Origin of the sequence: Rapidithrix thailandica (genome assembly GCF_039710355.1) — a bacterium.
GTDB lineage: Bacteria > Bacteroidota > Bacteroidia > Cytophagales > Flammeovirgaceae > Rapidithrix > Rapidithrix thailandica.
This window is the reverse complement of sequence record NZ_JBDKWZ010000003.1, coordinates 373,727-389,260: the sequence shown is the minus strand read 5'-3', so window position 1 is coordinate 389,260 and position 15,534 is coordinate 373,727. Positions and strand designations below refer to the sequence as shown.

The window sequence follows — 15,534 nt, the reverse complement described above, 5'->3', positions numbered from 1 at the left end:
TTTTACAGGTACAATTTTTATTCGCAAACAAATGGATAGTATCTTGAAATCAAGATTTTTTAAGCACTGCTAAGTGGTGAGTTCTGTCAGATCAATCACCCTGTCAAAACCTGAGAGTAATTCATAATCATGCGTAACCGTTAGCAAAGTGGCTTGCTGTTGTTGACTGTATTCAAACAGCAAGTGCATAATATGCCGTTTGTTTTTGGGATCCAGGTTGCCCGTAGGTTCATCGGCCAGAATCAAGTGAGGTTGATGAATTAAAGCTCTTCCAATAGCAACTCGTTGCCGTTCTCCTTGCGATAATTTGGACGGGTATTTATTCAGTTTATCCCCGATTCCCAACGAAGTAGCTAAGTTTTGAGCTTTGCTTTTCAAGCCGTTTTGGTAAGGAAGTTTCCGGTTAATCCGGAAAGGCAACAGTATATTGTCAATTACTTTTAAATACTCGATAAGTTTAAAATCCTGGAAAACAAACCCTATTTCCTGAATTCGTAAATTTCTACGTTCTGCCTCTTTCAACAGGGGTACTTCCCTCCCATTGACCCGGATGCTTCCATTCTCCGGTAAAAATATACCGGCAATCAATTGTAGCAAGGTGGTTTTGCCAAAACCACTAGGGCCGATTATCGCTACCCTCTCCCCTTTTTCCACAGATAAAGAAGGAATAGTGAGTTGAAAATCGGATTTGGGATAATGGTATATTAAATTTTGAATTTGGAGCATTCTTTCTCAATCAATCGTGAACGGGACAGGAGGCCTTCCTGATTCAAAACAGTCCCCTTAGTTTATTTGCTCCTAAAGTAGTTACCAGTATTAACATACACAAATTACCCATTTGCCCGATGAACTCAAGTGGTTGGATATCACAGAGGTCGTTTTTATGGAAAGCCCTTTTTAACACCTTGGCATCTGTAAAAAGCATTTGTATCTTTAGATAGATGAGTAGGTAAAGTGGATACTCACCTAAGTAATACTTAATATAACCATAAGACTTAAGCAAAATGACCATGAACAAACTACGACTACTTTTGAGTGGCTGTCTTTTATTGTGCCTTTCAATGGGGGCAATTGCCCAGAAAACGTATATTCACTGTGGACAATTGATCACCGGAATACACGAAAAACCCCTTCCTGAAATGACACTGGTAATCAATGGTAACACCATCGAGCAAGTGGCTAAAGGCTTTGTACAAACCGGAGAACAAGACCGACTGATTGACTTGAGTGAAAAAACCGTAATGCCTGGGTTGATGGATATGCATGTCCATCTTGAGTCAGAGACCAGTCCTAAGCGTTATGAAGAAAATTTCCGGTTTAACGAAGCGGATATTGCTTTTCGGTCCGCTACTTATGCCAAAAAAACGCTGATGGCCGGGTTTACTACCGTGCGGGATTTGGGAGGAACCGGAGTAAATATCGCTTTGCGAAAAGCCATAGAGGACGGTTGGGCAGAAGGACCGAGAGTATTTACTTCCGGAAAAAGTATTGCGACTACGGGAGGGCATGCCGATCCTACCAATGGAGTGAAAAAAGCCTTGATGGGGGATCCCGGTCCGGCAGAGGGAGTGGTAAACAGTCCGGAAGATGCCAAGAAAGCCGTTCGGCAACGCTATAAAAACGGAGCGGATCTCATAAAAATCACGGCTACCGGAGGGGTGTTAAGTGTAGCTAAAGACGGACAAGGGCCGCAATTTCAAATGGATGAGTTGGAGGCGATTATTGAAACAGCCCGGGATTATGGCATGAGTACTGCTGCCCATGCACATGGTACGGAGGGAATGAAACGGGCGGTATTGGCAGGGATTACTTCTATTGAACACGGTACCATGATGACTGAAGAAGTGATGGATTTGATGATTGAAAAAGGCACTTATTATGTGCCTACTATATCAGCTGGAAAATTTGTAGCCGAAAAAGCTGAAATTATGGGATATTACCCGGCTTTGGTGGTTCCCAAAGCCAAAACTATCGGTCCACAAATTCAAAAAACCTTTGGCAAAGCCTATCAAAAAGGAGTAAAAATCGCTTTTGGAACGGATGCCGGAGTGTTTCCACACGGGCAAAACGGAAAGGAATTCGGCTATATGGTAGAAGCGGGCATGCCCCCCATGAAAGCAATTCAATCGGCAACGATCGAAGCGGCCAAATTACTACGGGTGGAAGAGTGGTTGGGCTCTATCGAGGAAGGTAAACTGGCTGATATCATTGCCGTAGATGAAAATCCTCTGGAAGATATTCATACCATGGAACGGGTGAGTTTTGTAATGAAGAACGGAAAGGTTTTTTTACAGTGATAAAAAGAAAGTTTACTTGATGAAGTAAGGCATTCAACTGTCATCATAGCCCTTTCTCATCCCTCCAATCCCTCATTCCTTCAATTCCTCAACCCTAAAAAAACGGCACCTCATCAGGAAGTGCCGTTTTTGAATTTAAATAGGTTTGAACTCCAAATCATCGAGTCCAATCTGGAAGATAATCTTGTGTACTTTAATAACCCGGGTTCTGAATTAGCTTGTTATTCTTTTCCATCTCCCCTTGAGGAATAGGCAAAAGATACATGCGATCGTTCCAACCCCGGTCTTGTACAACTATAGGTGTGTATGTGTATGTATGTGTATTGTCTCCATTCAGTTTGGCATAAATCTGAATTCCCTGGGCATCTTTTGAAAGTACATCGGGGGCAATCATCCAACGTCTGGCATCGAAATAGCGCTGTTCTTCGAAAGCCATCTCCACTCTCCGTTCGTTGCGGTAACGTTGTTTCAAATCTGCTCCCGTATCGGAAATCGTAGGCATGCCTGCTCGCTCCCGGATCATGTTGATCGCCATCCGGGCATCGTCTTCTTCTCCCAGTTCGATACTGGCTTCCGCATAGTTTAACAGAATCTCACCATAGCGAAAGAAAGGCCAAGGCGTTTCTTGTTTGAAGAATTGATGATCCACATTGACATCTACAAACTTTCGCAAGTAATATCCGGAATAGCTTCCGTTCCAGTCTTCGATCGGGCTTTTCCGGGTGTCCAGACCTTCCATAACTTCAATTTCCCCACTACTGTTTTTGCGTTCATATTGACCGGTTTGGATGATACCTTCCGAATCCATATCTATTACATCAGAGGGTCTGGGTCTCCATTTTGCTCCGTCATAAAGGATACTGGCATAAAAACGAGGATCACGGTTTTTGTAGGGAGCTGCGGCATGGGCAGGGTCATCCCAGTCAAATAAAGAACCGTCTTCCATTTCATAATCGTCAATCAGGTTTTGCAATGGAGTATTGCCTCCCCAGTTGTGGTATCCATTCGGACCGTTGTGTTTTCCAAAGTTGTAGCCATCATCTCTTTTCTCCAAGAAAAAGCGGTTGAAAATGACCTCTTCGTTTTGTTTGCTTAAAAACAAGTCCGTATACCCCTGGATAGCATCTTCTTGAGAGTTGGGGGTTCTGTTGTACAAATCGTAAGCCCCAAGGTCAATGATGGCTTTTGCCGCATCTTTGGCATCTCTCCACAATTGGTTCCGGTCAGCTCCTACATACCCGACCAGTTCAGGGTTGCCAAAGCCCGAAGTCCAGCCAGTTGTATGATATAAATCACTGGCGGCATACAGAAGCATTCTGGCTTTTAAGGCCATGGCGGCTCCTTTGTTGGCACGGCCTACATTTGCTCCCTCTTGCCGAAGGGGTAACAGACTTGCTGCTGCCTCACATTCCACAGCGATGAAATCAATACATTCTTTCAACGTATTTCTTTCCACCAGGAAGTCATCTCCCAATTCATATACCTTGGTAACGATAGGCACACCACCGAAGAGCCGTACCAGGTTATGGTAGAAGTAAGCCCGCAAAAAATGCGCTTCGCCTTTCATGCGCTTTTTCAAATCTTCCTCAAAAGGTGTTTCGTCAATTTTTTCCAAGAAGATATTTGCCGCTCTAATACGCTTATACGAGTCATTCCATTGGAAATGCGGTAAACGGCCACCATTGAAATTCCCTAAATCCGTAGGTGTCAAAATGGATTCCACCACTTGACGGGTGTCATAGTTATGTATAAAATGGGTTTCGTCCGTATGAGATGCCAACATGGTTTCGTACATACCATGCCCCAAGCCCCGGTAAATATCGTTGAGGAAAGCTTCGGTTAGTGTGGGATCGTTCCATACATCATCTTCCGGGAAACCCGCCAGGGGCTTTTTGTCCAAGAAGTCTTCATTACAAGCAGAGGCAAACAGAAAAAGACTCGCCAAGAAAAATATACTTAATTTTTTATTCATAGCTCACGAAAATTTAGAAGGTTAAGGATACACCCATGTTGAACACTCGTTTTTGCGGATAGTACTGTCCTGAGTTACTAGTCGTTTCAGGGTCAAATACATTGAAATTGTCTATGGTCAGCAAATTGTATCCGCTCACATAAATCCGGGCATTTTGAATCTTCAGCTTTTCATTTAAGCTTTTGGGGAGATTGTAGCCGAATTCCAGGTTTTTCAAACGCAAATAATCCGTTTTTCTCAGCCAATAGGTATTAGCGTTGGCTACCCAGTATTCATCATTACGGTTGAAAGTCCGGGGGTGCTCGCTGTTCGGGTTGTCAGGAGTCCAACGTTGATCGGCAAATTCTTGCAGGAAATTTCCGATCTCACCGGATTCGGTAAAAATATATTGTACTCCTCCGGTTGCCCCTTGGAAGAGCATATTGAAGTCAAATTGTTTGAATGTGATGCCCAAAGCCAAACCTCCGGTAAAGGTAGGGTATTTGTTTTTGTCGATTCGTACCCGGTCCAAACCGTTGATTTCACCGTCTTTGTTGACATCTTCGAAGATGATATCCCCCTCCCGGGCGCCTTCCCAGTGCGGATAATTATCCAATTCGTCTTGGGAATTAAATACACCAATGGCTTTATAGTATAAGTCGGGGTTGTTCGGGTCGTTCATCATCGGATGCCCGGTAAACCGCTGCCATTCGGGCTTGCCGGGGGCTTCGTCCCAGTAGGTAATTTTGTTTTTGGACAATCCGGCATTTACAGAAATGTCAAATCCCCAATTCCCCGCCTGTTGTGCGTAGGATATCCGGCCGTCAACACCCCGGTTGACCACTTTCCCAATGTTTTCCTGTGGCAAGTCTATTCCGGCTGTTCCCGGTACGGAAGCATTGCGAAACCAAAGAATGTTTGAACGCTGGTTGTAGAAATAATCAAATTCGAATGCGATTTTTCCTTGCATCATTTGTCCTTCTATCCCTATATCAAACTGGTTGGCTACCTCCCAGGTAATATTCGTATTGGGCACCCGGGGAATATAGATGGACTTTATATCATCGCTAACGCCAAATACATAGCCATCTCCGAATTCATACGGGGCCAGGTATTGGAATTCAGCATCTCTGGGGTTTTCTTTGATCCGGTCGTTACCGGTTTGTCCCCAGGAAGCTCTCAACTTAAGATCGTCAATAAACTGGATATTGTCTTTCCAAAAAGGTTCTTCGGAAACTCTCCAACCCAAGGAAACACCGGGAAAGAAACCGTAACGGCTTTCTTTGGGGAAGAGGTAAGAACCGTCATAGCGCCATACAAATCCCAACAAGTATTTTTCGCGGTAGTTATAGCTGACCCGGCCAAAGTAGTTCAACCGGGCACTTTCCCATGCCTCACCTCCGTTGTTCAACTCTTTTTCTCCTCCCGCATCCAATTGATCTACGGCCGAAGAAATATAATATCTTCGAAAAGCATCAAAGTTGTCCTGGCGGATTTCCTGCGCTTCTGTTCCCACCATTACACTGAAAAAGTGATTGCCCAAATTGCGCTCATAGGTGGCGATCATGTTTAGAGTGGTATTGTACCCGTTCTCTGACCATTGTTGTAAGCGAGGTTCGCTCAGCCCCCTTTTACTTTTTTGCAAAACGGGTTCGTTGTTATTATCCAAGGTACTTCCGTCCCAAGTGTATAAATACCAAGGCGTTTCGAATCTTTTTCGAAAACGGTAATTTTTATCAAAAGAAACATTGGAGGTGACCGACAGTCCTTCTACTCCGGGAATTTGAATATCCAAACGTAGGTTAGACTGTAAATAATAGTTCTTGTCCTGATCATATCCGGTAGCATCGGTACTGGTGACTACCGGGTTGTTACCGTTTTCGATATCCGGTCCGGGCATGCCGTTGGGCCAATAGGCATGTAAGTTCGGTTTTCCACGCATCAAACCCCGGAAAATACTGCCGGCAGAGCGGGTGGGAAAATCCCGGTTTTCCTGTCTGCCACTTACATCAAAGCTGACTTTGATATGTTTGGTAAGGTCGGCATCAATATTACTTCTGAAATTGTATTGAGTGTATTTGGTAGCGCTATTTTCATAATACCCGTCTTCTCTGTTTGTACCCAATGAAACAAAATACCGGACTTTTTCTCCTCCACCGGATACGGACAAATTACTTTTGTATTGGCTGGAAAAAGGTTTGATCACTTCATCGTACCAATTGGTGTTGGGGTAATACCAGGGATCCGATCCGTCCCTGAATTTTTGGATTTCCTCGTCTGAAAAACGGGGAGTACGACTGCGGTACATGTCAATTTCGTTGAGCATGGTTGCATACGTGGCCGCATCGGCCATTTCGGGCAAACGGGTAGGTTGGTTAAAACCTTGGTTGAAATTAAAATTGACCGTTGGTTTTCCCTTTTTCCCTCTTTTGGTGGTAATTAAAATTACCCCGTTCGCGGCTTGCGAACCATAGATTGCAGCAGAGGCATCTTTCAATACGGTCATACTCTCGATATCATTAGGATCGAGCCGGGCCAGGCCTCCTTGCCGGTTGGCAATTCCGTCAATGACGATCAGGGGGTTGTTGTCTCCTAAAGTATTGCTACCCCGGATGCGGATTTGTGAGCCGTCAAAGCCAGGTTCCCCACTTTCGTTCAAGGCAACGACTCCCGGCATCCGGCCTACCAGGTTGTTGGTGAGGTTGGTAGTAGGAGATTTTTGTAACTCTTCTCCCCCAATGGTGTTGACCGAACCGGTAGAAACCAGTTTCTTTTGAGTACCATATCCCACAACCACTACCTCTTCCAGTTCGGATATGTTTTCCAGAAGGGTAATGTCAATACTGTTGCGGTTACCTACAGCCACTTCTTGTGTTTCAAATCCGATATAGCTGAATTGTAAGGTCGCATCTGCCGGAACGTTGAGTGAATAATGTCCCTCCATATCGGAGGTAGTTCCGGTGGAAGTCCCTTTCAGTAAAATGGTAACCCCCGGTAAAGGAGCTCCTTTCACATCTTTGACAATCCCGTTCACTTTGATCTCTTGTAAAAATCCCATAGACACTTCTTCCACTTGCGGGGCGAAAAGCCCTTTTTTGGAGACGTGGATGTTTTCGTTTACCCGTTTGAAACGCAAGCCTGTTTGCTGGGAAATTTCCCGTAAAAGTGAGGCTAAGGATCCCCGGTGAACAAATGATTCAATGCGTTTTTGGTCGTTGACCAGCTCCCGGCTGTAGGCAAACATAAATGCTGTTTGACTTTCAATTTCATTAAATACCTCTTTTAACTCTGCATCGTGCAGATTCACAGATAGGTATACTTCTTCTATACTTACTGACAATTGTGCCTTGCTATTGGAGGCTAATAGCATGGAACACAAGAAGCCTTGTATAAAAATTCCATAAAAAGCATACTTTGACATAGTTAGTACTTGGCGTAAAATTTTCACTTTCATATCTTTAAAGTGTTTTTTGTTGAAATCCTTATTCAATAAAAAGCCTAGCTTCTCTTCCGGCTTTGGATCGCGCCAACGATTTTCCACAAAAGCTTGGGAGAGAAGAAAAAGTCAGGCCGGTTGTATGGTAGGTACAACTGGCTTTTTTGATTAACTGGAGTTGTATTTCATAAGCATAGCGATTAGAAGATGAGTGATCTATTTAATTGATTGAATTCTCTTCGTTATTGGATAATTACTTTTTTGTGTTTGACTTGATAGTCGAATTTCAAAGCAAAGCTTACCCCCTCCAGTACCTGGGCCAATGACTTGTTCTGATAAGTACCGTTAAACTTATTGTAGAATTTCCGTTGGGGATTTTGGATGATGAAATCCACTCCATACCAGCGTTCCAATACTTTGATGACTTCTTTAAAAGAAGCATCTTTGAAATAGATGATATTATCCTGCCAGCTCAATACTTCCATAGGATCAAAGATTTCTTTGGCCACTTCCGATTCTTCTTGTTGAAAAGTGAGCATCTCTGTAGGAATCAAATACTCTGTAAATGTTTTTTTTAGGTTTGATTCGGGGTTGCTTCCTACTTTCACTTTGCCTTCCACCAATGCCACTTGTTGACTTGTTTCCTCCGGATAAGCCTTCACATTAAAAGAAGTACCCAGTACTTTTACATTCAAATCGCGGGTGATCACTTCGAAAGGATGTAGAGAATCTTTTTGCACTTCAAAATAGGCCTCACCTTTTAAATAGACTTGCCGGTGAGTGGCAAAATCTTCCGGATAGCGGATTTCGGTATCGGCATTGAGCTTTACCAGGCTGCCATCGCTAAGCGGAATGGTAAGTTTGGTCCCTTTTTTCGCTTTTTTAGTGATATAACTAAATGATTTTTGCGGGTGGACAATTGATGGTTCGGAACGGAAATACCATACGGAGAAAAGACCTAATAATAGCATGGCGGCATAAGAAATCCATCGTTGCCACGGGCTGATGCGGAAATGTTTGTATGTAGGTTGAGTAGTATAGTCCGCTTGGGTGCTTGGCTCCTTTTCCAGGGTTGTATTGATTTTTTGCCAAAGTTGGTTAACTACTTTTTCTTGATCCGGTACTTGTATCAAATCCTCTTGGGACAAGGCCATTAAGAGTTGCCTTGCCTTTTCAACGGCTTCCTTTTCATGAGGATGCGTTGCCAAGTATTGTTCCCAATAAATAGCACTTTTCTGATCGCCCTTCACCCAGCGCTGAAAAGATTCATTTGTCGTATAATCTTCAATCTTCATAGACTTGTGTCATTAGCTACAATGGCTTTTCCGGTTTAGGATTATTTGAATATGTTAGAAGTAAGTATTTCAGGGGTTAAAATTGATATGAATTTGTAGAGTAAATAGAGGAAAGTAAATTTTGTACTCAAGCTTTTTTAAAAAAAATCCGGGAAAGGAGAATAAGGACTCAAAAGTCTTGAAAAGGGAGTAACCAAGCTTGTTTTAAAGAAAAAAAATTACAAACAAATATGTTTGTTTACATGAAAACATAGAGGAGAAAAAAACAACTTAGGAGTAGTTGTTTACGCAATTCGGTCATCGCCCGGTAGATGGTATTCCGCACGGATTGATAATTAATATTGAGCAGTTCGGCTATTTCTTCATACGAAAGCCCATCGTAAAACTTCAGATGAATAACCTCCTTTTGCTTAGGGGTAAGTTGTTGGAAAGCAGCTTGTAAATTTTTCGCAAACCCCGAAACAATTTCCTTTTGAATTAATTCTTCTTCGAAAGCAGAGACTTTGTTATCAGGATGTTTGTGAAAATACTCCAAAGAAAATCCCGGGTGTTTCATGGCGGTATGGAGCCTTCGTTTCAGGCTTTTGAATAGATAAAACTTGATATTATCCGAAGTACCTAAATGAGCCTTTCTTCTCCACAAATCCACAAACAGATCGTGAATGCAATCTTCCACGATATCCTGCAGTGGGCAGATACGTAAGCCGTAAGCCAACAGTGGTCGGATTTGCTGTTGATACATATGGGCATATGCTTCTTTATTTCCCGACTTAAAAGATTCCCAAAGTTCAGCATCTGATAAAGTAAGCATAGCTATGTTCAATACAATTAGTACTTATAAAGCAGCGAAATAGTTAGACTGATATGAAAATCTACTCATCTCTATTATAATTTACAAATATCCCTGAGGTTTACCCTGAGAGTTTGAGTCAAGAAACTTCCTTTTCAAACGGGAGAAACATTTTTGGGTGGATGAAAATTCTTCCTCCCTCCTATCCGCTTACCCCATATTTGTGATATTAAGGTCCAACGATTCTGTTGGCGATTGCTCCTGTTCCATGGTGTGAATAATCACAAATTGTTGAATTGTTTCTAATGTCAATCATAGTAGACTGGTGATATTATTCATCTTCCGGTATGTTGGAAATCATCCTTTACAACAGTAGCCCGGAATACATTTGTACACACAAACATCACGCAAACAGAAATATGAAAGCATTACAGATAATTGGTTTTTTTGCTGCTTTGTTGAGTGTACAACTGGTCCATGCACAGCGTACTTATACTTTCTCTGAAAGTACCAAAGTGGTGGTTACAGGAACCTCTACCCTACACGATTGGGAAGCGAAAGTAGATGAAGTAAGCGGAACGGCTAAACTGGATTTGAACCAGCAGACTTTAAACTCTATTGACTTGTTGTCTTTAAAATTTGCCTCCGAATCACTGCACAGCGGTAAAGATGCGATGGATAAAAATATCTATAAAGCCTTAAAAACAGGAAAGTATCCCCATATCCAATTTATCCTGAAAGAAGTAAAGGAAATCCGCAAAACTGGCGAAGGAAAAGCTGCTGTCACTGCCAAGGGGAACTTGACCATCGCCGGTGTGACAAAGCCCATACATCTGACCGCGCAAGCCATCCTGAAGCAAGAAGAGGTGGCCTTTCGGGGAGAATATACAATTGATATGACTCAATACGGTATTGAGCCTCCCAAAGCCATGTTAGGCACGATCAAAACCGGAAAAGATGTAGTATTTCATTTTGACTTGACTTTTAAAACTCTTCCAAACGGAACCTCTGGGAAATAGGATTTCCCCTATTCCACTTGAGATACAATTCTATTGATTAATACACTACTAAATAGTACAACTATGAAAAAGTTCATCACACTTTTGTCTGCTTTGATGTTGGTAAGCGGCATGCTGATGTCACAAGACAATAAACCCGATTTCCTTAAAAAGCCTTTTGAAAACAATCCTGATACCAAAATTATTTTTGGGGCGCAAACGGTAGGAACCATGCAATTTTTATCGCATGAAAATAGCAATGAAGCCGGAAGTGCCGGAGAGATCACTCCTATTGCCTCCGGATTCCAAAATGCTGCGGGAAATGTGTTTATTAATGGTACCATTACTGATGGAATCAGTGCCTATTTTGAAGTATATCTGAGTTCAGAGCACCACACTGAGGTATGGATGCGGGAAGGCTATATCAAGATCGACAAACTTATCGTACTGAACAGCCCTTTGATCGATAAAATCATGGAAGTGGTGAGTTTGAAAGCGGGGCAAATGGAGATTAATTACGGTGATTGGCATTTGCGCAGATCGGATAACGGTTCCGTACAAAACAACCCCTTGATTGGTAATTATATTATCGATGGCAATACAACGGAAATTGCCGTAGAAGTTACTGCCGCATTAAAGCAATTTGAACTTATGGGGGGAATCAGTGGCGGAACCACTAAAGGCGATTTGAATGAAGACCATGGCTTGGCAACATACGGAAAGATTGCCTACAATCAGGATTTGGGTGAAAAATCATTTTTGCGATTAGCAGGTTCTTTATACCATGTAGATCACAGCGGTAATTCAGCAGCCTACGGCCAAGGTACCAAAAACTATTTATTTTCCGGCAACCGCTCAGGTGCCCGTTACAAAGGCATTCTAAATGCTGAAACCGATGCCGGACAAATGCTGGTAACCAATGGACAAAAAATAACTTCTTACCAACTGAACTCCACCTTGGTTTTTGATCGTCTGGAAGTATTCGGTACCTATGAATGGATCAATGAAGGGGATATGGATGGTGCTGATTCTGATGAAACGTTGGAAGAAACCTGGACACAAATAGCCGTGGATGCCAAATATAATCTGACGGATAAATTGTATATCAGTGGCCGGTATAATGTTGCCAATGAACAGGAATATCAAAGCATTGATTCTGACAGGCAAGTTGTAAGGATTCAGGGGGGATTAGGTTTTATGCTCACGAAAGGATTGTTATTAAAAGGTGAATATGTACACCAAGAGTATAAAAACTTTGGTGTGGAGGATGCCCGTTACGGAGCGGAATTCAATGGTCCGCTGTTAGAAATGAGTTTTAATTTCTAATTGCAACCTTGGTACAGGTCTTGGCTGAGAGGGCCTGTACCTTACTTGAATCCATTTTGCAAACTTTACCTTTGGTTAACTATGAAAAGCAAAGAGTTGATATTCCGGGTTGTTTTGCTTTCTGTTAGTAGCTGCATTCTTTGGATTTGTTTTGCCTTTACTACTGATAATCCGGTCAAGTTTGTCCTCACCGATCAGAGCAAGGTAATCCTCAAAGGAACCACTAATATCAACCAGTTTACCTGCCTTACCGCTAACATTTTTACTTACAATCAATTACAATTATTTGCCAAAAAGAATAATAAACTTTTTACGTTTAAAGGAGCTGAATTTTTTATTGAGGTTACTGACTTGGATTGTGGAGGGCGAGTGATCAATAATGACTTGCAAAAAACACTTCAGGCAGAGAAGTTTCCCCAAATACAACTTCATTTAAAACAAGCAGAAGTTGTTCAAGCTTTGGAAGGCAATCGGGCAAAAATTTCTACACAGGCCATGATCAGCATTGCAGGCCAGAGTAAACTTCGCAACATTGACTTACAAGTCATTCAACTCAACGAAGATACCTTACATATTGAAGGTTCGCATCAAATTTTGATGAGCGAATACGGCATTACCCCTCCAAAGCCCATGTTGGGATTGATCAAAGTGCATGATCCCATCTCCATTACATTTGATTTAAAAGTGGCACTTTTAAAATAACAGGTTAGCCCCCTTTCTTAAATTTTCTTACAAATTTCCTTGCATTTACAGTAAAAAGGGTTATTCTTACCCCTATTTACTTTTAAATAAGTATACTTAGGAAAATTGGAAGGATTACTTTTGTGCTTTTGCTATTTTTTAATGGCCTCTATTTTCCCCTTATCATTTAGAGCAGTAAAAAGATTTGAAAAACACTAATACAATAATTTTATTCACAACCAAACTTATTCAATGATACCTTTACCGACCTTAACAGACCCGGAATACAAGCGGCCTGAGAAGTACAGTGCATTTGACAACTATGTATTATCGATGCTTAGAGATAAACGTGATTTACCGTTTGTCTACCTGACTTTGAAAATTACATTCATTATGGTACCCTTGGGTATCTTGTTGTATTTGCCATTTGTCACCGGTTGGATTTGGTGGGTAATATCAGCTGCATATTTCATTGTGAATAACTTGGTGTTCAAAGGGCCTTTCGGGTTGATGTTCCATTGTACCAGTCACCGTCCTTTGTACAAAAGCAAGCATACGATTCTAAATCAATATTTGACTTGGTTTATTTGTCCGTTTTTCGGACAAACCCCGGAAACGTATTTTAGTCACCATATTGGGATGCACCACTTGGAAAACAACCTGGAAGAGGATGAGAGCAGTACGATGATGTATCAAAGGGACAACTTTAAAGACTACATGATGTACTTTGGCAAATTCTTTTTCAGAGGCTTGCTGGATTTAATAAAATACTTTGATATCCGGAAGCTGTTTAAGTTTAGAAATAAAGTAATTCTGGGAGAAGCAAGTTTTATCATCTTCTGTGTGTTGATGTCTGTATTTGTAGATTTTTCAGCCACCTTTATGGTGTTTATGCTCCCGTTTTTGATGTCGCGGATTGTGATGATGTTAGGAAATTTCGGACAGCATGCTTTTGTTGATTTTGACGATCCCGGAAATTGCTATAAAAACAGTACGACTTGTATCAATTCCAAATACAATCACAAGTGCTGGAACGATGGGTACCATATCAGTCACCACCTAAAGCCAAATATGCACTGGACAGAGCATCCGCAGCATTTGCGTGACCATGCCGACGACTATGCCAAGAACAAAGCCCTTGTTTTTGAGAAGTTGGATTTCTTGCGTATCTGGTGGTACCTGATGCACAAAGATTATGAAACCCTGGCAGATCATCTTGTAAATATCAATGGAATGTTTGCAAGCCGGGAAGAAGCCATAGCATTGATGAAGAGCCGCACCCGGAAAATGCCGGCCAGAGGAATTACAGCAACGAGCTTGAGAAAAACACAAGCAGCTTAAAAATAGCTTATAGTTTTAAAAAAACAGGCGTCAATATTTCCATTGACGCCTGTTTTTTTAAAGTAAATGTTATTTCCCCCTCAATTCTTCAATCCCTCAATCCCTCAGCTCTTCAATCCCTCAACCTTTTGACCCCGGATTATTCTTCTTTTAGCAATTTTTTCCTTAACCAGTTCATTAAGGCATTGTAGGTGAGGGTGATATTCATCTGACGGGTATGAGGAAAATGCAGTAATTTAGCTTCGGTTGTATTAGCATCCGAATAACCGACCCAGACGGTTCCGACTGGTTTTTCAGGGGTACCTCCATCGGGGCCGGCAATTCCCGTGGTAGAAATACCAAAGTCCGCTCCATATTTGATACGGACTTGTTTCGCCATCGTTTTGGCTACTTCTTCACTGACGGCTCCATGAGCTTTCAGCATTTCTTCGGGTATCCCCAGTTGACTCATTTTGACCTCATTACTATAGGAAACGATGCCTCCTTTGTAATAAACCGAGCAGCCGGGTACATTGGTAATCTTATTGGCAATGAAGCCTCCGGTACAACTCTCCGCAGTAGCAAGGCTGGCATTTTGGTCTTTTAATAACTGTCCGATGATATGTTCTACCTCCTCATTGTCATAGGCATAAATATATTTTTCTGCGATTTGTGTCAGTGTTGTTACTTCACGGTCTAATTCCTGTGCGAGGAGTTCCGCCTTCTCTCCTACTCCCGAAAGTCGTAATTTCACTTGTCCCAGGCTTGGCAAATAAGCCAATGAAATATGTTCGGGCAATTGCTCCTCCCACGGAGCCAGTAATTCCGATAACGTAGATTCTGGAATTCCGATGGTTTTGACCATCCGGTGCAGAATTGTAGGCGTTTGAAACTTTTGCTGTAATTTTTCTATGATACAGCTGTTCATCAAACCCTTCATTTCATGTGGCACACCGGGCATAGAGATGTATATACAATCCTCTTTTTCAAACCACATGCCTGGTGCCGTCCCCAGTTGATTAGGGATGACCTGGGCACATTCGGGCAAGTAGGCTTGATTTTTATTCAAATCGCTCATTTTGCGACCGATTTTATCAAACAAACTTTGTACATGATCCAATACTTCTTGGTGAAAGACCAATGTGGAATTGAAATATTCTACAAATACCTGTTTGGTAATATCGTCTTTGGTGGGGCCCAAGCCTCCGGTGACCAACACGATGTGTGCCCGTTGGCTGGCTTCTTGTAAAGCAGAGAGAATGGCTTCTCGTTGATCTCCCACGGAAGTTTTTCGGACGGTTTTGATTCCGATTCCATCCAATTGTTGACTAATCCATTGCGTATTGGTATCGGTAATTTGTCCGTATAAGATTTCATCACCGATGGTAATGATTTCTGCACTTACAGTATTCATTTGTCTGGTTTGCTAAGTCTGAGAAT

At 42.1% G+C, this 15,534-nt stretch carries 11 protein-coding genes; 5 read left to right on the top strand and 6 right to left on the bottom strand.

The window, feature by feature from the left end; genetic code table 11:
- Positions 1-69: 69 nt before the first annotated feature.
- Complete coding sequence (locus tag AAG747_RS07215; protein ID WP_346820477.1) at positions 70-726, bottom strand: ABC transporter ATP-binding protein; 657 nt, start codon at positions 724-726, stop codon at positions 70-72.
- Positions 727-1,010: 284 nt separating this feature from the next.
- Here AAG747_RS07215 and AAG747_RS07210 point away from each other — a divergent pair, with 284 nt between their 5' ends.
- Positions 1,011-2,297: a metal-dependent hydrolase family protein gene (locus tag AAG747_RS07210; RefSeq protein WP_346820476.1), complete on the top strand. Its 1,287-nt coding sequence runs from the start codon at positions 1,011-1,013 to the stop codon at positions 2,295-2,297.
- 193 nt (positions 2,298-2,490) lie between these two features.
- Here AAG747_RS07210 and AAG747_RS07205 read toward each other — a convergent pair whose 3' ends face one another.
- From AAG747_RS07205 to AAG747_RS07190, 4 genes are all read right to left on the bottom strand, one after another.
- On the bottom strand, positions 2,491-4,269 hold the full coding sequence (locus AAG747_RS07205) for a RagB/SusD family nutrient uptake outer membrane protein (RefSeq protein ID WP_346820475.1): 1,779 nt from the start codon (positions 4,267-4,269) through the stop codon (positions 2,491-2,493).
- A 13-nt stretch (positions 4,270-4,282) separates the two neighbouring features.
- Complete coding sequence (locus AAG747_RS07200; protein WP_346820474.1) at positions 4,283-7,702, bottom strand: SusC/RagA family TonB-linked outer membrane protein; 3,420 nt, start codon at positions 7,700-7,702, stop codon at positions 4,283-4,285.
- Between the two features lie 224 nt (positions 7,703-7,926).
- Positions 7,927-8,979 carry a FecR family protein gene (locus tag AAG747_RS07195; protein WP_346820473.1) on the bottom strand — a complete coding sequence of 351 codons (1,053 nt, stop codon included), beginning with the start codon at positions 8,977-8,979 and terminating at the stop codon, positions 7,927-7,929.
- Between the two features lie 238 nt (positions 8,980-9,217).
- Positions 9,218-9,790 (bottom strand): RNA polymerase sigma factor, encoded by a 573-nt coding sequence (locus AAG747_RS07190; protein WP_346820472.1) that lies wholly within the window; start codon positions 9,788-9,790, stop codon positions 9,218-9,220.
- A gap of 398 nt (positions 9,791-10,188) precedes the next feature.
- On the opposite strand from AAG747_RS07190, the gene AAG747_RS07185 reads away from it, so the two are divergent.
- The 4 genes from AAG747_RS07185 to AAG747_RS07170 all read left to right on the top strand — a co-directional run bounded on the left by AAG747_RS07185 (position 10,189) and on the right by AAG747_RS07170 (position 14,115).
- A complete protein-coding gene (locus tag AAG747_RS07185; RefSeq protein ID WP_346820471.1) occupies positions 10,189-10,788 on the top strand; it encodes a YceI family protein in 600 nt (199 codons plus the stop codon).
- Positions 10,789-10,851: 63 nt separating this feature from the next.
- Positions 10,852-12,093, top strand: coding sequence for a hypothetical protein (locus AAG747_RS07180; protein WP_346820470.1), 1,242 nt, complete (start codon positions 10,852-10,854; stop codon positions 12,091-12,093).
- Between the two features lie 81 nt (positions 12,094-12,174).
- Complete coding sequence (locus AAG747_RS07175; protein ID WP_346820469.1) at positions 12,175-12,795, top strand: YceI family protein; 621 nt, start codon at positions 12,175-12,177, stop codon at positions 12,793-12,795.
- A gap of 231 nt (positions 12,796-13,026) precedes the next feature.
- Complete coding sequence (locus AAG747_RS07170) at positions 13,027-14,115, top strand: fatty acid desaturase family protein (protein WP_346820468.1); 1,089 nt, start codon at positions 13,027-13,029, stop codon at positions 14,113-14,115.
- Positions 14,116-14,254: 139 nt separating this feature from the next.
- Here the strand turns inward: AAG747_RS07170 and AAG747_RS07165 are convergent, their stop codons facing one another.
- Positions 14,255-15,508 carry a competence/damage-inducible protein A gene (locus AAG747_RS07165; RefSeq protein ID WP_346820467.1) on the bottom strand — a complete coding sequence of 418 codons (1,254 nt, stop codon included), beginning with the start codon at positions 15,506-15,508 and terminating at the stop codon, positions 14,255-14,257.
- Positions 15,509-15,534: the final 26 nt, after the last annotated feature.

Excerpts from the sequence above, each read along its gene's own strand:
- AAG747_RS07215 (WP_346820477.1), bottom strand. The coding sequence starts at position 726 with ATGCTCCAAATTCAAAATTTAATATACCATTATCCCAAATCCGATTTT.
- AAG747_RS07210 (WP_346820476.1), top strand. The coding sequence starts at position 1,011 with ATGAACAAACTACGACTACTTTTGAGTGGCTGTCTTTTATTGTGCCTT.
- AAG747_RS07205 (WP_346820475.1), bottom strand. The coding sequence starts at position 4,269 with ATGAATAAAAAATTAAGTATATTTTTCTTGGCGAGTCTTTTTCTGTTT.
- AAG747_RS07200 (WP_346820474.1), bottom strand. The coding sequence starts at position 7,702 with ATGAAAGTGAAAATTTTACGCCAAGTACTAACTATGTCAAAGTATGCT.
- AAG747_RS07195 (WP_346820473.1), bottom strand. The coding sequence starts at position 8,979 with ATGAAGATTGAAGATTATACGACAAATGAATCTTTTCAGCGCTGGGTG.
- AAG747_RS07190 (WP_346820472.1), bottom strand. The coding sequence starts at position 9,790 with ATGCTTACTTTATCAGATGCTGAACTTTGGGAATCTTTTAAGTCGGGA.
- AAG747_RS07185 (WP_346820471.1), top strand. The coding sequence starts at position 10,189 with ATGAAAGCATTACAGATAATTGGTTTTTTTGCTGCTTTGTTGAGTGTA.
- AAG747_RS07180 (WP_346820470.1), top strand. The coding sequence starts at position 10,852 with ATGAAAAAGTTCATCACACTTTTGTCTGCTTTGATGTTGGTAAGCGGC.
- AAG747_RS07175 (WP_346820469.1), top strand. The coding sequence starts at position 12,175 with ATGAAAAGCAAAGAGTTGATATTCCGGGTTGTTTTGCTTTCTGTTAGT.
- AAG747_RS07170 (WP_346820468.1), top strand. The coding sequence starts at position 13,027 with ATGATACCTTTACCGACCTTAACAGACCCGGAATACAAGCGGCCTGAG.
- AAG747_RS07165 (WP_346820467.1), bottom strand. The coding sequence starts at position 15,508 with ATGAATACTGTAAGTGCAGAAATCATTACCATCGGTGATGAAATCTTA.